The organism is Aequorivita todarodis, from assembly GCF_028561335.1.
Lineage (GTDB): Bacteria > Bacteroidota > Bacteroidia > Flavobacteriales > Flavobacteriaceae > Aequorivita > Aequorivita todarodis.
Window position 1 is genome coordinate 1 of sequence record NZ_JAQQTG010000037.1, and the last position, 22,627, is coordinate 22,627.

Below are 22,627 nucleotides of genomic sequence, written 5' to 3' on the forward strand. Positions count from 1 at the left end.
GCCAAGTCCGCCAAATCTTTGATCTGGCCGTAATATTGGCAATATGGTTCCAAATCAAAGATTTGGCTAAGTGCCAATCCGAAAATTATTGTATTTTTAAACGCTACGTTTTATACACGGAACGTTGGCTGTAATGTAAAACGACATTCCCGAAAACAAAGAAAATGACCCAATCTGAACTTATAATTTTAAATTTTACAGAAATAAGAAGAAGAAGTATAAAACTTTGGAATGGACTACCTGAGAAATATTATAATTGGAAACCTGACGAAAAAGCAATGAGTGCGTCAGAAATGATAAGACACGTTTTGGAGGCTGATTATGGATGGAATCTTATTATTAATCAAGGTGATATGACAAATTATAAAACACCTTGGGAAAACCGAGCATTTATTAGCCTTACTGATGAACTTGAATTTGCCGAACCTTATAGAAAAACATTTATAGAAAGTATTGAACATTTTTCGGATAAGGAATTAAACGAAACCGAAATCGTTCACCCTGGAAATGGAGACAAGAAAATCCTTGCAAAATATTTGTTACGGATTGGATATCACGAATCAGTTCACGCAGGACAATTTCTGTCGTATTTAAGAGCAATGAAAATTGATAGACCAAACATATGGGATTGAAAAAAACACTACAGCCAACAATGTATTATATTAATTAATCTAATTAAACCCTATAAATAAAGGGTTTACAAAGATTAATTTAAAAAGGGTACAACATAGGTTCAACAAAATTGAATATAATTTAAACCTGCTCTTTCGATGGAAAGATTTTATGAAATGGGTCGTAAAAAAGAATATAAATCATACCTAAATTACCTATAAAAAAGAATACTCTTGGTGCTCTATTATTGCCTTTATTTGTGTACAAACCAAACTCTCCAAACTGTGGTAATTGCTCCGCTGGTATATGGTCTTTTTTAAAAATTTTCTTTACAACATTTAATAAATTCTTGTTTGGATTTATTGTTTTTAAATGTTCTGTGTAAGGCTGATTGTATAAAGAGTCTTCAAGACTTCGTGTACATAGATTTTTGATTTTATGAAAATATATATTATAATCTGATTTGTTTGGAAATTCTTCGCTTTCTGATTTTAAAAATTCAGGATGATGAAATGAATATTCTGGAACTTCATCAATATTTAAATAATCATAAGCAATTGAAGGGGTAGTATCAAAGGACAAGCTGAAGTTATCGCCTAATTTATACTTTAAATCTCGCTCTTCATCTTCAATAAAATTTTGAATTTCATCAAGGATATTAAGCATCGTTTTTCTTTAGGCGTTTTGTATAATAATTATATATACTATCGACAGTAATTTTGTTTGTAGAACGAGCAATAGGCGATAAACCTTCCCTTGCTTCGTTCCAAGGATCTTCTCTATGAGTTAAAAAAACTAATTTTTCATCTGACATAACACCATAACTATCCAAAACAGCAAATAATAATTTTTGCTGATCAGGTGTTAAATCCAATTTATCTAAATGTTTTGAAAGTTCTTTTGATAATTTTTCTTCATCATAACCATATTTAAAATTATCATTTCTGAAAAATTTATCTTTGAAAGTGTTGTAAACTGTTCTGTAAACTGGACCATTAACCCAAGCTTCAGGTAATTCTTCAAAAAAAGTATATTTATCAAACTTTATAATATGCCATACCTGAACATAATATAAAAGCTTTTGAAGTTTTAAAGGACTAATAGATACCCCTTTATTTTGACAATAAAGGATTATAAATTTTACAAGTGTTTTTAAATCTTTGGTTTTCATTTAGTTTTAAGTCACTGCAAAGTTAGAAAAAACAAGTCTTATAACATATACTTATGATAAAAGACTTTTTATGATATTTAAAAAAACCGCTTCTAAATTAATAGAAACGGTTTTCAATATGTATTTAAACTTAAAGTTATTAAGCTGCCGTACCAGAGCCTAAATACACACTATTCGATACTTGTGTACCATCAGCAGAAACAAACGCCATAAATAGCTCTACTGTGTCTCCTGCATAGGTATTTGGTATATTAATCACTTGAGAACCTACAGTTCTATCAGCACCATCAAGAATTGATACGGATTCTTTTTTACTTGGATTGTAAACTAATACCATCGCTTTATCGGTTGCATTTGCATTACCTTCTGCCGAGTTATCATCCCAATCAAAAGTTACTTGTCCTGGTGTTGCTAAATCGGTTGAACCATTTAAAACACTTGACAAAGAACCTCTACTTAATAAAGCTAAAGAATAATCGATTGTAAAGTTAGGTGCGATACCTCCTACTGCATTATTTAATACATAAGACATTGCAGCATTAAATTCTGTTTTCTTAACAGCAAAAGCCTTATATCCAACTTTAATAAAATCGCTTGTCGCTTGAAGATACTCCAATGTAATAGTAAATTTATTACGCTGATTTACCTGTCCTTCTGTTCGTGGATTCGCCACGCTAGCTGGCTTAATTCTGATGTAGTCAATACCTTTCCAACTACCGCCAATAATACTACCTACCTTACCCGATAAGCTTCCTAGAATACCCTGTGGAATTTTTCCCATTTTTATAACAATTTAAAATTAATATTCGTTCGGACTTGGTACGGACTTAACATTGCTTTTAAACCTTGTTTTCGTTACTAATATAACGAGAATTATGCCATTTTGTTACTGTTTTAGGCTTGATAGATGCCTTTGCATTAGGCTTCTTTACTTTGCATTAGTTTGAAACAATTACGAATGTATGCAACCTTTAAAACTGCCATTTTATTAATGACATTTTGTAGCTCTTTTTCCTTTTTATGGATAACCTCAACCGCTTTTATGTGTTTTTGCATCTGGTCGTTGAAGTTATGAGAGGATTTGACGCCATTTTTAAGCGTATTTCTGCAATCATCTACAGAAATAAACGGAATAACACTACCTTTTAAATAATAAGCGTAAAAACCGCCAATTTGCAACATCATAGACAAATGAAAAAGCGTGTTTTTATCTGCTTCGGTTTTTGTGATTACTACAAAACAGTTAGGACAAGGATTTGAGAGCGGTTTTCCGCTGTTAAGCCCTTTGTTTAAGATAAAAAAATGAGGGTTTGAGTAAGTTCTTCCGATTTGGTGGGTTTTCATTTCAAAATAAGACATAGCTATCCAATTAAAAGTTCGCTACGCTCACACATAATTTTTTTGAAAATGAAAAAGAAAAAAATTAAAAAAAGAAAGCCATCCGCTTTGTGGCGTGGATAAGGCTGTCAAGCTTTTTTTAAAAAAGTTTTTGAAAAATTTTATTGAAAAAGAAATTGCATTAATTAAAGCCAAAAGTTGTTTTGTAGTAGTAATAAAAAGTTTTTTAAAAAACCGTAGGCTTGAGCTTTATAGCCTTAAAGCGTTGGCTGTAGGAAGCCACATATATTTGCTATCTTTTATTAATTTAATGTTATACCTGCCAATATTACTATTATAACAAGCATAATGATTGTGAAAAGTTTAGTACCAAAAGAATCATCGCCTTCAGGATTTTCGATTTTATTACCGTTATCATCTAAATCGTGAGGAAAGAATAAATCAAATAAATCTTCAATCATTTGTTTCATACTATAAATATAACTTTTCTGGGGAATTAACACTTAAAAAAATAGGTTTTAATACCGTATTGAGCGTTGGATGAAGCGTTTGTATGGGTAGCGTTTTAAATAGTTGTTTGATAAAACAGCATTTAAACAAGCTACTTATACAGGACTTTTAGACAATAGCTTATTGCTTTTTTGAGGTACGATAAAAAGTAATGTGCTATGGTGTAATACTACACTTTACAAACCTATTTTTTTATTACCGCTGACTTGGGTGGTGGGGAAAAGTGGATTTTATGAGAAACAAAAAACAAAAAGTATAGTTTACAACTTTGTTTATAAATTATATAATTAAAAATACAATTTAATTTAATTTTTATATATTTGTAGAATAAAAAATATCTCTGCGCCAACAGAGATACTAAATTTTCGGTCGTACCGATAATAAATATTTTTTTTCTATGGTACAAATGTACAAAAATAATTTGAATTTACGTCAAAATAAAAGACGCATTGCAACGATAAAGGGTGCAAAATTCGATTTAAAAAGCGAACTTCCTTTAATGTTTAAAGCATTTAAGGAAGCGTATGAACTTTACGAAAGTGAAATCATTAAAACACCTCCAGAAGCGAGAGCGAGAGGTTATGAAGCATCATTGTTGAACTCAAAAATGATACAATGTATACAGAAGTATTTTCCAAATCATTGGAAATTTGGAAAATACAAAAGATTTACACTGCGAACGAATGGCTATATTATATTATTTAAAAAATTAGATAAATATGATAAGCCAATGAATATTAAAACAAAATCAGTGGAAGCCATTTCCAATCAGCTCTCACTACCTTTGTTTAATGATACTAATTTTGTTGAAGAACCTATTTTATTCTTTGGGTATAAAAAGAATAGTATAGGAATTATTTCTGAACCTAAATTAGTTTATGTAGATGAAGAACGAGTGAAGTGGGTTGTAACTGTTGATGATATTAATATTGATAATACAATAGATATGACTACGAAACCACAAAAAGCCGCTACCCCTTTAATAAGAGAAGGGAAAAAAGGCAACAAAAAAATTGGCTAATTATTAACCCTATCGAGTACGACCGATTATTTATTAAAAGAACCTATAAAATAAAGATATGAAAATCAATCACAAACAGTTAACATTTGCGAGAGAATACAGAGGATATTCACAAACAGATTTATCTTCTATGATTGATGGATTGTCACAACCAAACTTATCAAAGTTTGAAAAAGGATTAAGCACATTATCAGATGAATTACTATTAAAAATAGTTTCCTTTTTAGACTTTCCATTTGAATTTTTAAGCAAAAACATATCTAATGAATCAAATACTGCTCATTATAGAAAAAGAACTACCATAACAAAAAAAGACAGAACAGATATTGAGCATAGTTACAAATTAATAGGCTATATAATAGACGAAATGGCTGATTCGTTAATGTGGCCTGATTTTGCTTTTAAAACTTTAGATATAGAAGATGGCTATACACCTGAATATATAGCGAATTATACTAGAAAATTTTTAGGACTAAAACCTAACGAACCTGTAAAAGATATTTGTAATCTTTTAGAGGTTAATGGAATTATTATAGTAGAACTTGATGCTTTTGAAAAATTTGATGGTGTATCCTTTGAAACAGATAATGGTTATCCGGTAATCGTATTGAATAAAAATTTCAGCAATGACCGAAAAAGATTTACTCTTGCACACGAGCTTGGACATTTATTGATGCACTCAATAAACAATCCTGCAATACCAAAACATAGGAAAAAAGAATTAGAAAATGAGGCTAATACTTTTGCTTCTGAATTTTTAATGCCCAAAGCAGCTATAAAAAACTCACTTTATGATTTAAGGTTATCAGATTTAGCAGAGTACAAAAGATATTGGCTTACCTCTATGGCATCAATAATAAGAAGAGCAAAAGACCTCGACTGTATAACAAAAGAAACATACACATACTTAAACATAGAGTTTAGCAGAAAAGGTTGGAAGAAGAAAGAACCTTTTGATATATATATAGACACACCTGAATTGTACAGAAAAGGATATTCAATGCACAAAACAGATTTGGCTTATTCTGATTTTGAATTAGCTACTGGGTTCACTCTGCCTATTGATATAATTAAAAGATACTGTGAAACAAATAAACATCAAACTAGATTAAGAGTATTACCATAGTTTAATAATAACTATTGGTTAACGAAATGAAACAAACAAAGACTTGAGGTAAGGAATACTTGGACTTAACGATGGTTTTGTGCAGCTTGAATGAGATAACTAATATTATTTTCAATTAACCGAAACCTTAAAATGTACAGATGTTTAATGGTAGTTCAAAATGTGGTTTAATGTACGGAATTGCGCGTTGGAATAGCGGATATTTTACATAATACCAGTTATAGCTACAAAATGCATTAACACTGCGATAGCAAACCTTTGAAAAGTGCCGTTTGCTACTATAACTTGTATTATGTAAACATAGCTTTGGGTGGTTTTTGGTGTGAGCGTTGGCAACAGCTCTTTACTTTTTTATTGTACCGATTTATTAAAATATAAACGCTTAAATAAAACAAGTAATGTGCTGTGTGAGGGTTGGCAACCAAAAACTACAAGCGCGTTGGCGAGCGGAACAAAATAAAAGACAGAGGATTTTGAGGCACGAAAAAACTGGGTTTTATTTTGTGGGGAAATTATTATTTAAATAGCTTGTTTTATTAGACTCATTATGTATTCTAAATCATCTGTATTTTTTATAACTAATTCATAATCACCATTACCCCAGTGACCAATATTTGAAACGTCACGCATTAAATTTTTAGGATCATCTAAAAGACCTTTTTTTAAATTTATCCATAATTTCAAACCTTTACGTTGAATACATACATCAGCTATATTAGAGTTCTTTTTAAATGCTATATAGTCCAATTTTGGAACTATCTCTATATCATCAGCTAGATTTACTATTGCATCTCTAAAAGTCTCATACAATTCGATTATATCATCTGATTTATTATTGGTATGGTCTTCTTCTGTATATACTTTAATTTCTCTTGTAACAGCCTCTAATGCAGTATTACTAGATGTAATAGGTTTAATACTTTCCGCTGATTTACTTTTCTTTATTTGATTAATACTAATTAAACTGTTTTCATAACGTTTTACTTCCCATAATTCTATAGCAATATCTTTAAAGTTTGTAGCTGTTTTTTGATTTTCTGTAAAACCTGTTGATACGAATATAACTCTTGTTTGACTCCAGTCTACATCAGTACGCTTTAGTGAGGATTTTAATGTTTCATTATACTCTACAATAAAATCTGCCTTGTTTTCAAGCATTAAACTTAAATAAGTAAAACCTTGATCTACTACACTTATATTTTTATTTCTTTTATATTCAATAATTATAAATGCTTTCGACTGTTTATCGTATGCTAATGTGTCGATACGCTTATTTTTAATTGTAAATTCAGATTTAACTATTTGTAAACCCATTATAGTCTCTAAATTAAATTCAAATAGATTTTGAATAACTCTTTCTAATTTAAAAGGTTTTTCCTCCAACGTTTTTAAACAGTTGTTTTTTTGTAAATTATAAAGAATCATAATTAATTTTAATTTAGATTTTTAAACGTGATTTTAAATAAGTGATCATTACATCTTTAGTTCTTAAACGTTGCGAAATTATTGTAGTACTGCTAGTGTTTTCTTGAGTATATTCATCAGATAAAATGAAATGAACTTCAGTAGAGTTATCATTTTCACTTGGCAACATTAAAGCACTAACTGTTTTATTGTCCTCAATTTTGCTTTTTAACATTTCGTGATATGAATATTGTTTATAATTTAAACTTGCTAAACTGTCAAAATATTTAGCATCAAAAATATACTGTCTTTCATCATCTATAAAATAATGGTCTGGTTCTATTGTAAATCTATTATCAGATTTATCAACATTAAAACTTTTTTTTGAAAAAGTTGTTTTTGAGTTAAAGTTATTAATATCGAAAATCATTTTATTTTCATTATCAATACTTATAAAATGATTATTAAGGTAATGACCAACCATATCCTCCCAAACCAAATTGAAATACTTAATCTTTATATGTATATCTCCACCTTGCCTATGTTCTTTTAAGTCTGAATAAAATTCTATTAAATCAAAAATCAATTTTCTATTCACATCCTTAAAAACTTCATTTTTCATAGATTGAAGATGCTTAACTACATATTCATTGTTTTCAAAAAAATCAAACGATAATTGTTTATGGTTTGTTTTAGGTAAGTTAAATAAAAATGAAAATCTTTCTATAGTATAGTCAATTGCAAAAGCCATACAATCGCTAATAAAAACTTGTTTAGATTTATTTTCTTTGACATAGTATGGGAAATGTAATAAACCTTGACCATTATATATTTTTGCAGATTTACGAATAGTATCTTTCCAAGATATTTTACCTCTGTACCCTATTTTTGTTCTAGTTACTCTTTCTGTATAAATACCAAATTGTTGAAAATAACTATAAATCGAAAAAAAAGAAGCAAAGGGATATTCTGATTCAAATTCTAATTTTTTACCAGCATATTTAAGAGCTTTGGGATTTTGATTTAATAAATACTTTTGAATAACATCGAACAATAATACAATATCGTTTAAAATATAAGTGTCATCATTTAATAATTCCTTTAATGTTTCTTGAGAATAAAAATGCTTCGGAAAAACTACTAATGTTTGGTCTTGCTTACACACTAAACCAACAAAATCATAGACTTCTAAATCTATTTTTTTTTGTTTAAACCTAGTATCTAACCCTTGAATTAACTCAAAATATTTTTTATAATTTTTGTTTACAGAGTTACCATCTTGACCAATTACAATTTTTGCCATTATTTTAAGCTAAACTATTAACTATTTAATAATTGAATAAAGACTTCACTGAAGACATTTTTATCGCTAGAAAACCTATCATATAAATCACTAAAACTTGAAATATCTTCAGCAAATAAACTTATATCCCTTTTAAATGATGCCTTGTGAATATCACTCCATAAATACTGTAAAAGTTTATTTTTTATAATGTTTGAAATAACACTATCAGTAGCATCTACAGGGAATTCTATAAAAAACTGACCAATTTGTTTATCTTCACCTAAATCAAGATATTCCTTACTTGAAATAAAATTGTTTAGCTTCATATAGAAGTCAACCCATTCAGTTTCTTGTTTATCATCTTTTGAATCATAGTAAGCAATGGAAACATTATTCAAAAATACTCCAGTAGCATTATTTTTTACAGGTTTAACACTAACATATTCCCATTCAAACCTTCTTTTAAAAGCTGTATCCATAACAAAGACATTTTGGTCACTTGTATTAACTGTTCCCATAATTATAAGATTAGGGGGTAGTTTTATTTTATTATCTGGAAAATAAGTTATATCCATAGCAATAACATCGTTATTGACAAAATATCTACTATAACCAAATTTACTACCAATTTTATGTCTATCTAGTAATTGAAATACATCTCCAAATATAGCAGCAACGTCACCTCTTGACATTTCTTCTAAAATAAGATATACTTCGTTAGATGTGTCTGAATAAGCTCTTTCAATAGCTTCTGTAAATACACCTTTATTGAATTTGTAACTTATATTTTTTTCTCCGTTATTTTCTTCTACTGTTGGTAATAATTGCCCAATAAAATCAGAGTATGTATATTCTGGGTGAAACGTTACCCTAAAAATATCATTATCACTAACACCTTTTTCATCAATAATCTTATCCACTAAATAGCTTTTACCTGTACCAGGTGCGCCATAAAAAATCTTCTGTTTAAAACTATATTTGATAGATTTCAATTTTGTAGCATACTCATAGAAACTTTTAATATTTTTATTTGTACCTGTTGGATACCACTCATCGAAGGCACTTAAATCTATGTCAAAAAATTCATTAGAAGCTAAACGCAAAGCAGGTAATGCCTTTATACCAAAATAATATGGCTCATTGGTTAAGGGTTCTTCAAGGTTTTTTAATCTTTCTGTTTTAAAAATAATTTTAGCGTTAGCATTATCTAAATCAAAATATTCGTTATCACCATTAAGTTTAAGTAATTCATCAAAATCTTTTAAACTATTAAAGGTATGCTTATTTGCTTTCTTTTGTAATATATCTTTTTCATCTCTATTATATAAATCAATGAAATGAAAACCCAAAAGTTTTGCTCCGACAATATTGATAGCTTTAGACAATATTATTTCTTCCACATCACTATTTAATATATATACAGGAAGGTTTGAAACCTCATAAGTAGGGGAAGTTTCTATTATTTTGATTATGTTGGATATGTAACCCAAGACTTGTTGAGACAAAAAGCCACTACGAGTACCTAATTTAGGTGGTATTAAAAAAAAGTACCCTAATGTATTTTCTTTTTCATTTTGAATTAAACCAGAATATGTATCAAGTTTTATATCTAAAAAATTCACAGAAGAAATATCTAATTTGGGATTGTAAGAATTAATACTGTTTTTTAATTTTTCTAAAAACGTTTCAAAGTTTTCAATACCTTTATCAGCTATTAAATTCAATGAATCTTGCGCGAGCAAAATGTCTTTAAGTTTATCTGAAAATACAATTCGATTACTCATAAATTAAAAATTTTTAATTAAAACTTCGTTTTTAGCATAACGCCAACCTGTTGTGCCTACATCTATTACTTTAAAATTATGTTCTTGAATCCATTCAATTAATAAATGGTTTGTTTTATTTCTATGATGCAACACATTTGAAAGAATAAATTTGTAACCCAAACTATCTAATTTGGTTAAATTACTTAACATTTCAACTTCTGAATCACCATCCCATCCTTTTAAGCCTCGTTTCCCATCATTATAAGACGCACTTGTAATAAAATAAGGTGGGTCAAAATAAAACACAGTATCTTGAGGAAAGCTTTCCCAATCAAAAATAGTATAACATTTGTTAGTTAAAATAACCTTTGATTTAGCTTTGAAATTAAGTATTCTATTTTTTATATCATCACTATATCCAGCAACGCCTATTGGGGTATTAAATTTTTTGGAATTATTAAACCTTATCATATTTTGGAATGAATACATATGAAGCACATACAAATATAAAGTTTTGGAATCCATATCATTATACTCATCCCTTAATCTCAAGTATTCCTCTTTAGCTCCCTTTTCGAGTTTAAAAAATGATATAGTATTTTCTATGTCTTTAATGATTGGCTTCTTATTATTTTTCAACAACCAGTTAACTAAATCAAACACCCAACTATTGATTTCGTTATAAATAACTTTATTTGTAGCAACAATATTGACACCAACGTTAAATGCACCACCCATTACATCAACAAAAGTATCTATGTGTTTGGGAAGTTCCTTAATTATTTGAGGCACAAGTTTATCTTTACTACCAGAATAGTTAAGTGGTGATTTAATAACATTAGTATCTTTTTTGAAATAAATGATCACTTCTTTAAGTTTCTTCCCATTTCGTTTATTACTTGAACGATGATTTTGATATTCTCTATAACTCAAATCTTCAACATAAACTTCACTTTTTACAGAAAACCGTTTTGCTAAATCAACAAGTTCATCAAGAGAAATAATACTTTGATTACTATAACTTATTAAAATATGCTCAAAATTAGCTTGACGAAATAGATCTTCAAATTGTTCATAAGCTTGGTGTTTACGACTATATAAGGACACGCATTTTCCTTTATCCCTTTTCCCACCTACTCCCTTTATGTAAGGAAAATCATATCTAGCAATTGTTTCTAATATATGATAGGCAGACGCGTATTGAGTAACTGAATAAGGTGGGTCTATATAAAGTATATCACCATCTATTTTTCTTAAAAGCTCATTACTGTCTTGATTATAAATTAGATTTTCAGAATCATATTTTTTATGTAAAAATTCTAATGGTTTTATGCAAAATTCTTTTTCAGCTCTTGTATCCCAAAATTTAAAAAAAGCTTCATATGTACCAGAGGTATTTGAAACTTTAGTAACTGACTCTAGCAAAGAAGCTAATAAAAAGTAATACTCATTTTCATTTATAGTCCTATCACAATATAAATCTTCAATTGATATTCTAATACCGTCAATTTTCAACCCATTGGCTTCCGTAAAAAACATTCTCTCACCTTTTGGGGTGTAATTGTTATATACAAAAAAATGTTTGTTAGGCTTAAATTCTTTTTCATTTAACCATTCAAAAACATCCTTGGAATATTTCTTGTTAAAACTTTTAAATTTAGGAATAGAATCATTTAATAATTTAGCTTTACTGAAGACATAGGAATAATACATAAAATCGTTAGATATAATTTTGTATTTGTCTTTAAAGAAATCCCCAACACTTGATGTTCCTGAAAATAAATCCACAAAACTATTACCTTTAATTTTGTATTTATCAATAACACCTTCGATAAAATCTAATAACTTTGATTTATTACCTATATATCTCATTAAAAAACATTAATAACAATTACTAATAAAATGATAATCATATTTACTTTGTATACTTAACCATACACAACCATATATTCGATTAAATAGCATCCTCTAATAATTCTTTAGGGTTAACATTTAAAATTTCTGCTATTTCATATAACACTTCTAAACTGGGTTGATTTCTATTTTGAACATAACCGTTAACGGTATTGAAACTCTTACCTAGCTTATCTGCTAACCATACTTGCTTTATGCCTTTTTCTTCTAAAACTTGCTTAATACGGTTCATAAAGTAAAATTTAAAACAGTAAATATATATGTTTTGCTTGATAATAATATAATGTATTACGTTATATTATTAAATAATATATTTAATATAGATACTTGAGGAATGTGAGGGAATTAAGGAAACTAATCACATTGTGCCCTCACTTCCCTTATTTTCCTCACATTTTTCTTTTGAAGGGTTGTAGTAATTACCCTGTGATTCTCTTAATAAAAAGTTGGTTTTGCAAAGATTAGTGATATATCGTTCTGCTGTTTTTTGCGTAATATCTAATTTAGAAGCGTAGCTGATATAATCTTGTGTAGAAAAACGTAATGGTAAACTATCAATAAATTGTTCTTTTTTGTTCTTGTAATTTATAGCTGTTTTATCAACCGGTAAACTAGAATACACTTTACTACTGTGTTTTATTAAGGCTTTTACGATAGTTAATGTAGATTGAAAATCTTCATCAGAACAGTACAAAGGATTTGAAACATCGCCTGTTTCTAATATCCTTAAAACAGTTAAAATCATACTGATTCTAAACGCTATTATACCCATTCTTTTAATTGAAGAATTATATTCTAAAGGATTTACATTTAGATAGTATAAATTAATTTTTGAAAAAAATTGATTAAATACTTCTTGCTGTTCTTCTGTATATGAAAACTGAATTTCAGTATTTGTGATTAGTTGTCTGTATAACTCATAAAATTCATTACCCAATTGATCGTAATACTCATTTAAGCCTTTTTTAGTGTTAATAGCAAAAACGTTTTTCCAAGTGGTACTTGTAGGCATTTGATAAAACATAAAGCGACTGAATAAACCATTTTCAGCATTTGGCATTAATGCCAAAACTTGTTTTGGTGTTCCTGTTAATGCACAAGACAAACAAGGCTCTTCAATCTCTACATATTCTCTATCTGTTCTACGAAAATATTTTATTGTTTCGTGATGAAATGCATTTCTAAAACCATCGGAATAATCGCCATAATCTGTTTTAAAGTTTTTAGCTAATGTATCTGCTTCGGTTTCAAAAATTAGCCCTCTGCCTTTACTATCATACAATAATTGAAACATACCTGTTGAACTATTATTTGCAGGAATAAACAACATTCTAATAGGTGGTTTTTGAGGTTTCTTTAAGTTTTCATCTTTCGCTTTGTTCTTGTTGTATTGCGCTAATTCTGCATCATATTCCGCTTCCATTAGTTTAGCTTCTTCACGCATTGTTTTGTGAATTTTATAAACCAATCTTTTACAAAATTTTAATTTACCTTTTCCTGAAGCTGCTGCCGCTGTTACAAATAAATACAAATTAGAATATACTTTATCGCCATCATAGATACCGTATATTTTAGGCAAACAAGCACTAATAGCTGTTATAGCACCTAATATCATTATATCCTTTTCCTGGTCTGTTTTAGTATATTTAACTACTTGTTGAAGGAATTGCGGAAGTTGAGGAATTAAGGAAGTTGAGAATGTTGGACTATCTGAATAATCTTCTGAATTGGTTTCTTCATCTGGTATTAATACTTCTTCTTCAATAGGTTCTTTATATGGTTTGATATTATTTTGGTGAGCCATATAATAAAACGTTGAAATATTGATTCCCGTACCTTTCGCTTTTAAACAATTAGTGTATTGTTTATCGCATTCTTGATAATTGTAGTTAATATAAAACCTGCTAATTCTGTGATAGTAATCTCTTCCTGCTTCTCCATATTCTTCTGAAATTGCAAAACCTAAATTTCTCCACGTTTCATAATTACCTGTAATATCGGTTGCTGTTTTTTCTATTTCAGATATATAGGCTTCAATATCATTGCTTATTGAATTATTCTGCTTTATTGGAATTAGTTTCTCTTCTTCTAATTTTATATTGACTTCGAAAATATCTGCCTTTAAATTGATAAAACAATCCGCATCATAAGACATAAAACATAAGCGACAAATATCACTTCCAGAGGTATCTATATCTATATTTAATGCTTGTTCATAATAGGCCACAACTTGGTTGTAGGCTTCTTTGTGATGCTCTTTAGTAGAACTAACTTTTACAATAATTTTTAAGCCTTTACCACTAGGACTAATAAATGACGCATAGGTGTAAGGTGCTAAACGTGTGATTTGTTTAACCTCTTTTAATTGAGATTCTGAAAGTTTATCAATATCCAAAATTACATATTGGCTGTAAGCATCAATTTTATCAATACTTCTACCATTGCTAAAAGTTCCTGATACTGTAAAGGCTTGTAATTGCTTTTTTAATTGGTCTGCTTCCTTTTTATTGTCATTGGATAGTAGGTTTCTTATATCGCTTATTTTGGCTTTATAAGCACCTGATTTAATATCGTCAAGGATTTTTTCTAAAGGCTTATCCACAACCTTATAAATGAAGTCGTTAAAGACTGATACGGCAACTTGCATAACTTTAAGATTTGAGGATTAGTAATTATTTCTTTTCGTTGTGAATGCTTTACGATAATTATTGTCTAATAACTTTTGCACGTCACTCATACGATAATAGATTTTAGAACCTATTTGTGAAAATGAAATAACGCCTTCATCCCTCCAAGTTTGGGCGGTGCGTTTGCTAATATTCATTAGCTGAAGAAATTCTTGATTGTCTAAAAAAGTGTCTTGAGGCTTCTTTTGTTTTTCCTCTAATTGTTTGTTTAGCTCGTCTAAACGATTAACTAAATCTTTGTACTGTTGGGTGCTTAAAATGATTGCTTCCATTACGATATATTTTTAAAATTATACCGCAATATTGCCCTTAACATAGGTAGCTATAGGGTCACCCTTATAATACCCTTATAACAGGTGTATTTTAATGTATTGGATTGTTTTTAATGTACTGTAATGCTTCCTTTTTGTACTTCTCTGATGTTGTAGATGCATCCAATTCTGACTTCAATTCTAAATTTATTTTATCGGCAAAAACATTGCATAAGGTTGATAAACCAATATTCGGAATTATCATTTTTTCTCTTAATGCTTCAATCACACCCCTTAAAGCACCTTTTTTTCTTGGTGTTAAAATACTAGTGCCATTTAGCGTTATACTTAAATCTTCAAGTAACTGTAAAATATAATCTTGTTTGTTAGTTTGTGGTATAAGGGTAGAAAAATCTTTTTTTAATTCTTTTACTGTAGTTTTAGTTGTAGATGTGATACCGCTTTTAAAATCATTTAAGGCATTTATTGTAGCTTCCTTAAATACTTCAAAATGATTTGCATAATGTTTCCAAACGTGCAATGCGTATTTAGATAAATAAGTTTCTTCTTTGTATTCCATATAATTTGGAAACCAATAGGTATCGTGATATAGTCGTTTAAATGCTTCTGCTCTTTTTTCTGGTGTATGGGTTTTAAATTGATTTACTGATAATGTGAGGTATTTATTAATTTCAAAGTCGTTTAATGGCTTGATTCTTTCATATAAGGATTTTAAAAACTCATTGTATAAGTCGCCAGAAATGAAGTTATCAAAATACATAGGGTCAAAAGTGTATTTTTCCCATTCATCATCAAGTTTACGTTTGTATTCTACTGCTTCTATTGCTAAACGTTTTTCTAATTCTTCTACAATAAAAATGTCTTTAGGTTCATCATTTTGGTAGTTGGCGTAGTCAATTTGAATAGGTTGAACCTTTATTTTCTCTTTTGGTTTTTCGAAATGTTCTTTTAGAGATTCACATATTGATTTAAAATGACTTAAATTTTCAAAGCCTTTTATTTCGTGCTGAAAAAAGCCATCGTGATACTCAATCATTAAATTATTTAAGTAGATAACTTTTAACTTTTTTGGGTCTGCTACTTTAGAAAATCCACCTACATTGAATATAGTTAGCTTATTGTCTATCTCTTTAATGAAATGTTGGACTTTAAGTTTATCCTCATCACTCAAATACAAATATTCCAAATTATGCCCAAATTGATTAATAGCATCTTTTATATCCTCGTCTTTTACTTCAAACATAAAATCTAAAGACTTCATTTTAAAAGCTGAATGAATTTCATTTAACAGTAGATCTCTTGAGCTGTCTGTTGAATTTGTTTCTATGTATTGAACAATTTCAAAAAATGACATTTCATTTTTTAAAATAGAATCTATTAGTTCTTTAACTTTCATACTCTAATTGATGTATTTATCTACCGCGTTATCTAACTCACTACTGATAATTTTTGCATATACTTGAGTTATACCAATATCTGAATGGTCCATAAGTTTAGAAACGTGTTCTATACGCATACCATTGTTTAATGCCCTTGTAGCAAATGTATGTCGGCTAATATGAAAGGATAAATTAAAAGGTAATTCTAATTCTTCTCCCATTCTGCTCAAATACATATTACTCAATGAAATTGCTCTATTGGTTATTAAACTCCTGTGTTCTCTATCTTTAAAATATAACTCATCAACTTTAGCAAAAGGAAAAATTATATCGTTTTGCTTTTGGTCTTGGGTTCTGTATTTCTCTAAAATATCTACCGCTTTTTGACCTATTCTAATACTATGCTGTCTTTTCGTTTTTCTTATCGTCTTTGTAATTCTGTGATTTTTGCTATCGTAATGCTTCCATTGTAATTCGATAACATCGCCAAAACGTAACCCTCCAGAAAAAACAGAAAAGATAAACATATCTTTAATAACCTGTGCTTTGTGCTGTTGTGGTACTTCTAAATTCATAAAGGCTTCAAATTGTTCTTCGTTTAAATAACGCTTTGTAGTCTTGTTTTTCTTCACTTTAAACTTGGTAAATGGTACAAGCTCATTGGATATTAAATCTTCTTTTTTAGCTTCTCTAAACATTAAGTTTAGGATTCTAAACGCATAATTTATAGTAGTGTTATTGTTGCCTAATTTAGAACTGCAATGTGATGCATAATCTTTTAAGGTTGTAGCTGTAATATCATCAAACATTATTTCACGATGCCCAACAAACCTTTCAAATTTTTCTATGTTGTTTTTATAGCTTCTGTAAGTAGATAGCGTAACGGTATCTTTTAGCTTTTCGCATCTATCATATGCAAACTCAAAAAAGTTAATTAAGGGTTTACCCTTAATGGCATCTTTTATTCTTCTTGCGGATGTAGATTGATTTCTTCTTTCAAGGTCTGCAATTTCACCTTCTGCATCTGCTATCTTTCTTGAAATGTATGCGTTTAACCTTGTTGAAGATTTATGATTCTTCTTTACTTTTTGCTTATCTTCATCCCATTCATTAGGCTGTAATTTTACACTTAATGAAATGAATTTAGTTTTTCTGTTTTTGATTACACGTAAATAAAGAGGTGCAAGTCCAGCTTTATCTATCTTGTTTTTTCTTAATACTACTTTAATTGAAGACATAAAACCCTGATTAATAAGCGGTGCAAATGGGTGCAACGCAATACGAAGGTACAACAATAGGTACAACAAACCTAACTTTTAGTAGCATTTTATTGCACTATTTTGCATTACCTAAAAACAACAAACCCTTATATATAAAGGGTTTAAAAGCAATTTAGCAAAAATGAGTGATAATACTATATAACAATGTATAACCGCAATTACGGCGGATTCGACTACGTCCGAATCCACTCGGAATTGCTAACGTCAGTGCCAAACCGAAAAACATTAACTTTAATCCCGTAACTGACGGTTATACGAGACCGTTGGCGGTAATTAAAAAAACAAAATATGAAGAAATACTTTTACTCAAATGACAACCAAAAAAACGGACCATATACGTTTGAGGAATTAAAGAATGAAAATATAAAAAAGGAAACCCTCATTTGGTATGAAGGTTTGGATGACTGGACAAAAGCTGGCGATTTAAATGAAATGATACCAATATTAGAATTGAATCCACCATCATTTTCTGAAATAAAACAAGATTCAGAATTAATTGAAAAACCTGAAATCCAATTTGAAGAAAAAAATCAGACATTTAAAAAAGTTGAAACACTAGGACTAAAAAAAGCGAGTCAAGGTTGGATTATCGCAGGATTTATTTTTTCCTTTTTAGGTGGCTTTCTTGGTATTGCGATAGGTTTCAATTATGCCTTTGGCAATTATAAAAAAGAAACAAAAACATTAGGATGGGTTATGGCAGTTATTGGAATTTTTAGTCTTGCAATATGGAAAAGTTTATAAAAACATCTTTAATAGTTTTATTTCAGTTGTTGTTAATTACAAACACTTTATACAGTCAAGCCATATCTGAAAGTGACATTAAAGAATTAGCAGTATCAATTAATCAAAAAGTAAAAGGAACCGATGTTGGCAATGGAATTACAGCAAGAGGTTGCATTGCAGTAGGTCGAACTTTGGTATATCAATATGATGTACCTGAAAATTGGGAAGCCCCAGAAAATGCAAAAGAAGACTTGATTGCCAATTTTAAAACTATCGGAACAGCGAAAACCTTTTTTTTGCAAAATGTAAATGTTGACTTTTATTATTTTAAGAATAATAAAATTGCAAAGAAGGTGAGTATCAATTCAAATGAGTTTTCTACGTACAACTTTAAGTTAGGCGATTATATTAGCATAAAAGACCATCAAAAAGCAAAAGGTGTAAATTTAAAATTAAAAGTTCCAATTGGTTGGGAAATATCTGAAGCAGATAGACCAAATATAGTTAAGAAATTTGTTAACGGTAATAATTCATATATGATATTAATTAAAGATTATATGACCTTTCTTTCAAGAAAGGAAGCTAAAGAAATGTTATCAGACCCAGAATTTAATGACGAACTTATTAATGGAGCTAGTTCATTTTTAAAGAATCCTCAAATTCTAAATCAAAATGTTATAACTGTTGACACTTATCCAACCCTAGAATTTACAGTAAAGGGAAAAGCTGAAAGATTAGGGCACGAATTTGGAATGATTATGAAATTTTGGTTTATTTTTTATGAAGATAAGATTATTATGTTACAAGGTGGAGGGATGGACAATGCAGAATTTAAAGTATTGGAATATCTTTATACATCTATAACTAATTCCGTGGTTTTCCCTGAACAATACAATTAATTATGACAAAATATTTTTATTTGGATGGAGACAAAAAATTAGGTCCTTTCACTATAAAAGAATTAAAAGACAAAAATCTAAATAGAGATTCAAGAATTTGGTATTATGGTTTAGAAGAATGGACTAAATTATCTGATATTATTGAATTAAAAGAAATCTTTAGTTCCCTTCCGCCTGAATTAACAACAAGAAAACATCAAGTTAATAAGGAAATTTTTGGTACTCAAAAAACCCAAAATATAACTTCCCAAATAGAAGTTCCAAAAAAGAAAAACGACACAAATATAAAGTGGATAATAATTGGATTAGTCGCTTTAATTATCATTTTACTTATATATAAATCATTTAAAAATCAAACAGACAATCATTTGTACGAAAGCATATCTACAAGTAGTTATGAATCCGACGAAGACTTTCAAATGTATGTAGATAAATTTTATAGAGATGTTGGCGTTTATGGCATTTTCCCTAAAAAGCCGAAAACAACTATTATAAGATTTGCAAAGTTAGACCAGTTGCACAATACTACTCATATTCACGGTTTATCTTACGGAATTAATGATGATGATAGAATTGAAATTTATATAAATCCTTCGACTTGGAAAAGTTTTAATAAACCAATGCGATATTTTTTAATGTATCACGAATTGGCACACGATATCTTAAACGTAGATGATTTAGATGAAAAAACTATTAATGAGGGAAAATTAATGTATCCAGCCATAGCGGATTATGAAAAAAAGGATATGGATGATTTTATAGAAAGTTCTCACGCACTTTTTGAAGAGATTGCGGAAAAACAATAAAAATGGGATAGAATAACTACCGCCAACACCGTGTATAAGCCATTGCTTGGTCATCGCTCATCTGGAAAATTATTGGGAATTTTCCAGCGCAGTTTTGCACCTTTAATGGTTCGTGCCGAGACACGCAACGGCTCATACACAAAAACGTTAGCGGTCAGGCAAAAAAACGACCCGAGAAACCATTCGGGTTCTTTTTGACATTTTGTATTTTAGTATTTGCTTAAATAAACAAATTGACTACCTTTGTGCTATGGACAACATTTCTTGTATTAGACAACAGGCGGACATTAAGCAAATCAACCGTTGCAAAGACCGAGTTTCAGAACTGAACGGTTCGTTTTACTATTTATCGAACGGACTTGAATTGGCGGGCAACAACGTAAGACTGAAAATCCTGTTCCTGCTTTACGAAGAGAAACAACTTTGCGTTTGCGACCTAAGTGACATTCTTGGAATGACTATTTCGGCAGTTTCTCAACACCTGCGAAAACTCAAAGACCGAAAACTCATTGAAACAGAAAGGCAAGCACAGACCATTTTCTACTCGCTGACAAACGAGTACAAAAACTTACTTGAACCGTTTTTCATAATACTTGACGAAAACAAAATTTTGGAGACAATATGAAAAAGGACAATAAACTAATCGGAGCAGGACTTTTAACGGCATTCGCTGCTTCTCTATGCTGTATTACGCCAGTTTTGGCACTCATTGCAGGAACAAGCGGACTTGCTTCGTCTTTTTCGTGGCTTGAACCTTTCCGCCCATATTTTATCGGTCTGACAATTTTGGTACTTGGCTTTGCTTGGTATCAAAAACTAAAACCGAAAAAGGAAATAGACTGTGATTGTGAAACTGATGAAAAGCCAAAATTCATTCAGAGTAAAAAGTTTTTAGGAATTGTAACAGCATTTGCAATTGTAATGCTTGCATTTCCCTATTATGCACATATTTTCTACCCCAAGACAGAAAAACAAGTAATAGTAGTTGACAAATCAAATGTACAGACCGTTGAGTTTACAATCAGCGGAATGACTTGTGCAGGATGCGAAGAACACGTAAACCACGAAGTGAACAAACTTTCAGGAATAATCAAATCAACTGCTTCATACGAGAGTGGAAACGCAATTGTAGAATTTGACAACTCAAAAACGAATATAGCTGAAATCGAAACAGCAATTAACGGAACAGGATATTCAGTAACAGACAAAAAGGAAAAATAAAATGGAAATAACTTTGCAATCAACAATCACCTGCCCTAACTGCGGACACAAAAAAGAAGAAACAATGCCGACAGATGCTTGCCAATACTTTTACGAGTGCGAAAACTGCAAAACTGTATTGAAACCACAACAAGGAGACTGCTGTGTTTATTGCAGTTATGGGAGCGAGAAATGTCCGCCAATTCAACAAGACAAGAAATGTTGCTGACCGAAGAAAAAAAGCCCGAACCGCTAACAATGTATATAAAAAATAGGCGAGATAGTAGTAAAATCAAGGGTTATAGCTCGTATCAAAGTTCGTGCTTAACTGAAAGTTTAGTGCTTCAAAATCGCCTACTTTTCATATACTAAACGTTGTGCAACATTTAAAAAAAAAATCCGAACTATTAAATTAAACTAAACAATTATGAAAAAAATCTTAATCATCCTAACAGCTCTGACTTTAGCTTCTTGCGGACAATCAAAAGAAGAAAAATTAATCTCTGATTACGTTCAGACTTTTGGTGATAGCAAAATAGATGCTAACTTCAAAATGAAAAATCTTGAAAAATTAAATGACATTACAGCTAAAGACAGTTTAGCAATATTAAAATCATATTTTGAGGAAAAAAAGAATAATAAGATTAGTCAGTTTCAAGAATCAATTGACTCAAACAAGGAAAGATTAGAGAAATACACAAAAGATTTATCCGAAACAAATCCAAACAATACGAGTATCGTTGAATTATATCAAAAATACATTGACGAAGCAAAATCCGAAATTGAGCGAAATGAAAAAAACATTGAACTTTATCAAACTGACTGCAAGGGAACTTTTCTAGAACCAGTAATAATTGCAATTACGGATTACGAAAATCAAGGCGACAAAGTGTTGTACACGAAATATAAGGCTTCGTATTCTGTAAATAATCCAATGCTGAATAATACAAAACAGGAATTTGAAAGAGAATTTTATATTAATGCTGACAAAACCAAAGTTGTGAAAGCAACCGAATAAAGACGTTACAACATATATAAAACTATTGAGTAACATTAGTAAAGAATCGAATGAGCATACCAAGAAATCATCATTTTGTATCACAAGTTGTAAGCTTCCCCTAATTAGAACTGTTCATTCTTCTAATATTTCTACAAACTTATTATTTTTAATTCTCTTGGGGCTAGCCCCAAGAGAATTAAATTCCGCATATTTTACTGGCGGTATTTTACC

Annotated in this window: 24 protein-coding genes; 10 read left to right on the forward strand and 14 right to left on the reverse strand. The window is 29.8% G+C overall.

What is annotated here, in order from left to right; genetic code table 11:
- The first annotated feature begins 164 nt into the window (after positions 1-164).
- A complete protein-coding gene (locus tag POV26_RS10740; protein ID WP_272856472.1) occupies positions 165-632 on the forward strand; it encodes a DinB family protein in 468 nt (155 codons plus the stop codon).
- A gap of 121 nt (positions 633-753) precedes the next feature.
- Here the strand turns inward: POV26_RS10740 and POV26_RS10745 are convergent, their stop codons facing one another.
- The 5 genes from POV26_RS10745 to POV26_RS10765 form a co-directional block, all read right to left on the reverse strand.
- On the reverse strand, positions 754-1,278 hold the full coding sequence (locus tag POV26_RS10745) for a hypothetical protein (protein WP_272856473.1): 525 nt from the start codon (positions 1,276-1,278) through the stop codon (positions 754-756).
- Positions 1,271-1,783: a Panacea domain-containing protein gene (locus tag POV26_RS10750; protein ID WP_272856474.1), complete on the reverse strand. Its 513-nt coding sequence runs from the start codon at positions 1,781-1,783 to the stop codon at positions 1,271-1,273. The genes POV26_RS10745 and POV26_RS10750 overlap by 8 nt, the downstream gene beginning before the upstream one ends.
- 139 nt (positions 1,784-1,922) lie before the next feature.
- The gene (locus POV26_RS10755; RefSeq protein WP_272856475.1) at positions 1,923-2,564 is read right to left on the reverse strand and encodes a DUF6266 family protein; all 642 of its coding nucleotides are present in this window, start codon (positions 2,562-2,564) and stop codon (positions 1,923-1,925) included.
- Positions 2,565-2,701: 137 nt separating this feature from the next.
- Positions 2,702-3,142 (reverse strand): DUF6943 family protein, encoded by a 441-nt coding sequence (locus tag POV26_RS10760; protein ID WP_272856476.1) that lies wholly within the window; start codon positions 3,140-3,142, stop codon positions 2,702-2,704.
- 281 nt (positions 3,143-3,423) lie between these two features.
- Positions 3,424-3,591 carry a hypothetical protein gene (locus tag POV26_RS10765; RefSeq protein WP_272856477.1) on the reverse strand — a complete coding sequence of 56 codons (168 nt, stop codon included), beginning with the start codon at positions 3,589-3,591 and terminating at the stop codon, positions 3,424-3,426.
- 437 nt (positions 3,592-4,028) lie between these two features.
- Between POV26_RS10765 and POV26_RS10770 the strand changes: the two genes are divergently transcribed.
- Together POV26_RS10770 and POV26_RS10775 are read left to right on the forward strand one after the other, a co-directional pair.
- Positions 4,029-4,652, forward strand: a complete 624-nt coding sequence (locus POV26_RS10770) for a hypothetical protein (RefSeq protein WP_272856478.1) — start codon at positions 4,029-4,031, stop codon at positions 4,650-4,652.
- Between the two features lie 58 nt (positions 4,653-4,710).
- A complete protein-coding gene (locus POV26_RS10775; protein WP_272856479.1) occupies positions 4,711-5,778 on the forward strand; it encodes a helix-turn-helix domain-containing protein in 1,068 nt (355 codons plus the stop codon).
- A gap of 519 nt (positions 5,779-6,297) precedes the next feature.
- On the opposite strand, the gene POV26_RS10780 is transcribed toward POV26_RS10775, so the two are convergent.
- The 9 genes from POV26_RS10780 to POV26_RS10820 form a co-directional block, all read right to left on the reverse strand.
- The gene (locus POV26_RS10780) at positions 6,298-7,203 is read right to left on the reverse strand and encodes a DUF5655 domain-containing protein (RefSeq protein ID WP_272856480.1); all 906 of its coding nucleotides are present in this window, start codon (positions 7,201-7,203) and stop codon (positions 6,298-6,300) included.
- Between the two features lie 13 nt (positions 7,204-7,216).
- Positions 7,217-8,485, reverse strand: a complete 1,269-nt coding sequence (locus tag POV26_RS10785; RefSeq protein WP_272856481.1) for a hypothetical protein — start codon at positions 8,483-8,485, stop codon at positions 7,217-7,219.
- 17 nt (positions 8,486-8,502) lie between these two features.
- On the reverse strand, positions 8,503-10,251 hold the full coding sequence (locus tag POV26_RS10790) for an McrB family protein (protein ID WP_272856482.1): 1,749 nt from the start codon (positions 10,249-10,251) through the stop codon (positions 8,503-8,505).
- 3 nt (positions 10,252-10,254) lie between these two features.
- A complete protein-coding gene (locus POV26_RS10795) occupies positions 10,255-12,105 on the reverse strand; it encodes a Dam family site-specific DNA-(adenine-N6)-methyltransferase (RefSeq protein ID WP_272856483.1) in 1,851 nt (616 codons plus the stop codon).
- A gap of 82 nt (positions 12,106-12,187) precedes the next feature.
- Positions 12,188-12,379, reverse strand: a complete 192-nt coding sequence (locus POV26_RS10800; RefSeq protein WP_272856484.1) for a helix-turn-helix domain-containing protein — start codon at positions 12,377-12,379, stop codon at positions 12,188-12,190.
- A gap of 126 nt (positions 12,380-12,505) precedes the next feature.
- Positions 12,506-14,794 carry a DUF3987 domain-containing protein gene (locus POV26_RS10805; protein WP_272856485.1) on the reverse strand — a complete coding sequence of 763 codons (2,289 nt, stop codon included), beginning with the start codon at positions 14,792-14,794 and terminating at the stop codon, positions 12,506-12,508.
- An 18-nt stretch (positions 14,795-14,812) separates the two neighbouring features.
- Complete coding sequence (locus POV26_RS10810) at positions 14,813-15,106, reverse strand: helix-turn-helix domain-containing protein (protein WP_272856486.1); 294 nt, start codon at positions 15,104-15,106, stop codon at positions 14,813-14,815.
- A 91-nt stretch (positions 15,107-15,197) separates the two neighbouring features.
- On the reverse strand, positions 15,198-16,502 hold the full coding sequence (locus POV26_RS10815; RefSeq protein ID WP_272856487.1) for a hypothetical protein: 1,305 nt from the start codon (positions 16,500-16,502) through the stop codon (positions 15,198-15,200).
- Between the two features lie 3 nt (positions 16,503-16,505).
- Positions 16,506-17,723 carry a site-specific integrase gene (locus POV26_RS10820; protein ID WP_272856488.1) on the reverse strand — a complete coding sequence of 406 codons (1,218 nt, stop codon included), beginning with the start codon at positions 17,721-17,723 and terminating at the stop codon, positions 16,506-16,508.
- A gap of 330 nt (positions 17,724-18,053) precedes the next feature.
- On the opposite strand from POV26_RS10820, the gene POV26_RS10825 reads away from it, so the two are divergent.
- The 7 genes from POV26_RS10825 to POV26_RS10855 all read left to right on the forward strand — a co-directional run bounded on the left by POV26_RS10825 (position 18,054) and on the right by POV26_RS10855 (position 22,414).
- Entirely contained in the window at positions 18,054-18,509 is a 456-nt protein-coding gene (locus tag POV26_RS10825; protein ID WP_272856489.1) for a GYF domain-containing protein, read from the forward strand.
- Positions 18,494-19,390, forward strand: coding sequence for a hypothetical protein (locus POV26_RS10830; RefSeq protein WP_272856490.1), 897 nt, complete (start codon positions 18,494-18,496; stop codon positions 19,388-19,390). The genes POV26_RS10825 and POV26_RS10830 overlap by 16 nt, the downstream gene beginning before the upstream one ends.
- Positions 19,391-19,410: 20 nt before the next feature.
- The gene (locus tag POV26_RS10835; protein WP_272856491.1) at positions 19,411-20,196 is read left to right on the forward strand and encodes a DUF4339 domain-containing protein; all 786 of its coding nucleotides are present in this window, start codon (positions 19,411-19,413) and stop codon (positions 20,194-20,196) included.
- 250 nt (positions 20,197-20,446) lie between these two features.
- The gene (locus tag POV26_RS10840; RefSeq protein ID WP_272856492.1) at positions 20,447-20,821 is read left to right on the forward strand and encodes an ArsR/SmtB family transcription factor; all 375 of its coding nucleotides are present in this window, start codon (positions 20,447-20,449) and stop codon (positions 20,819-20,821) included.
- The gene (merTP, locus tag POV26_RS10845; protein WP_272856493.1) at positions 20,818-21,417 is read left to right on the forward strand and encodes a mercuric transport protein MerTP; all 600 of its coding nucleotides are present in this window, start codon (positions 20,818-20,820) and stop codon (positions 21,415-21,417) included. The genes POV26_RS10840 and merTP overlap by 4 nt, the downstream gene beginning before the upstream one ends.
- A 1-nt stretch (position 21,418) precedes the next feature.
- Positions 21,419-21,625: a GDCCVxC domain-containing (seleno)protein gene (locus POV26_RS10850; protein ID WP_272856494.1), complete on the forward strand. Its 207-nt coding sequence runs from the start codon at positions 21,419-21,421 to the stop codon at positions 21,623-21,625.
- Between the two features lie 198 nt (positions 21,626-21,823).
- Entirely contained in the window at positions 21,824-22,414 is a 591-nt protein-coding gene (locus POV26_RS10855) for a hypothetical protein (protein ID WP_272856495.1), read from the forward strand.
- Positions 22,415-22,627: the final 213 nt, after the last annotated feature.

Coding starts and splice junctions, on each gene's coding strand:
- POV26_RS10740 (WP_272856472.1), top strand. CDS start 165: ATGACCCAATCTGAACTTATAATTTTAAATTTTACAGAAATAAGAAGA.
- POV26_RS10745 (WP_272856473.1), bottom strand. CDS start 1,278: ATGCTTAATATCCTTGATGAAATTCAAAATTTTATTGAAGATGAAGAG.
- POV26_RS10750 (WP_272856474.1), bottom strand. CDS start 1,783: ATGAAAACCAAAGATTTAAAAACACTTGTAAAATTTATAATCCTTTAT.
- POV26_RS10755 (WP_272856475.1), bottom strand. CDS start 2,564: ATGGGAAAAATTCCACAGGGTATTCTAGGAAGCTTATCGGGTAAGGTA.
- POV26_RS10760 (WP_272856476.1), bottom strand. CDS start 3,142: ATGTCTTATTTTGAAATGAAAACCCACCAAATCGGAAGAACTTACTCA.
- POV26_RS10765 (WP_272856477.1), bottom strand. CDS start 3,591: ATGAAACAAATGATTGAAGATTTATTTGATTTATTCTTTCCTCACGAT.
- POV26_RS10770 (WP_272856478.1), top strand. CDS start 4,029: ATGGTACAAATGTACAAAAATAATTTGAATTTACGTCAAAATAAAAGA.
- POV26_RS10775 (WP_272856479.1), top strand. CDS start 4,711: ATGAAAATCAATCACAAACAGTTAACATTTGCGAGAGAATACAGAGGA.
- POV26_RS10780 (WP_272856480.1), bottom strand. CDS start 7,203: ATGATTCTTTATAATTTACAAAAAAACAACTGTTTAAAAACGTTGGAG.
- POV26_RS10785 (WP_272856481.1), bottom strand. CDS start 8,485: ATGGCAAAAATTGTAATTGGTCAAGATGGTAACTCTGTAAACAAAAAT.
- POV26_RS10790 (WP_272856482.1), bottom strand. CDS start 10,251: ATGAGTAATCGAATTGTATTTTCAGATAAACTTAAAGACATTTTGCTC.
- POV26_RS10795 (WP_272856483.1), bottom strand. CDS start 12,105: ATGAGATATATAGGTAATAAATCAAAGTTATTAGATTTTATCGAAGGT.
- POV26_RS10800 (WP_272856484.1), bottom strand. CDS start 12,379: ATGAACCGTATTAAGCAAGTTTTAGAAGAAAAAGGCATAAAGCAAGTA.
- POV26_RS10805 (WP_272856485.1), bottom strand. CDS start 14,794: ATGCAAGTTGCCGTATCAGTCTTTAACGACTTCATTTATAAGGTTGTG.
- POV26_RS10810 (WP_272856486.1), bottom strand. CDS start 15,106: ATGGAAGCAATCATTTTAAGCACCCAACAGTACAAAGATTTAGTTAAT.
- POV26_RS10815 (WP_272856487.1), bottom strand. CDS start 16,502: ATGAAAGTTAAAGAACTAATAGATTCTATTTTAAAAAATGAAATGTCA.
- POV26_RS10820 (WP_272856488.1), bottom strand. CDS start 17,723: ATGTCTTCAATTAAAGTAGTATTAAGAAAAAACAAGATAGATAAAGCT.
- POV26_RS10825 (WP_272856489.1), top strand. CDS start 18,054: ATGAAGAAATACTTTTACTCAAATGACAACCAAAAAAACGGACCATAT.
- POV26_RS10830 (WP_272856490.1), top strand. CDS start 18,494: ATGGAAAAGTTTATAAAAACATCTTTAATAGTTTTATTTCAGTTGTTG.
- POV26_RS10840 (WP_272856492.1), top strand. CDS start 20,447: ATGGACAACATTTCTTGTATTAGACAACAGGCGGACATTAAGCAAATC.
- merTP (WP_272856493.1), top strand. CDS start 20,818: ATGAAAAAGGACAATAAACTAATCGGAGCAGGACTTTTAACGGCATTC.
- POV26_RS10850 (WP_272856494.1), top strand. CDS start 21,419: ATGGAAATAACTTTGCAATCAACAATCACCTGCCCTAACTGCGGACAC.
- POV26_RS10855 (WP_272856495.1), top strand. CDS start 21,824: ATGAAAAAAATCTTAATCATCCTAACAGCTCTGACTTTAGCTTCTTGC.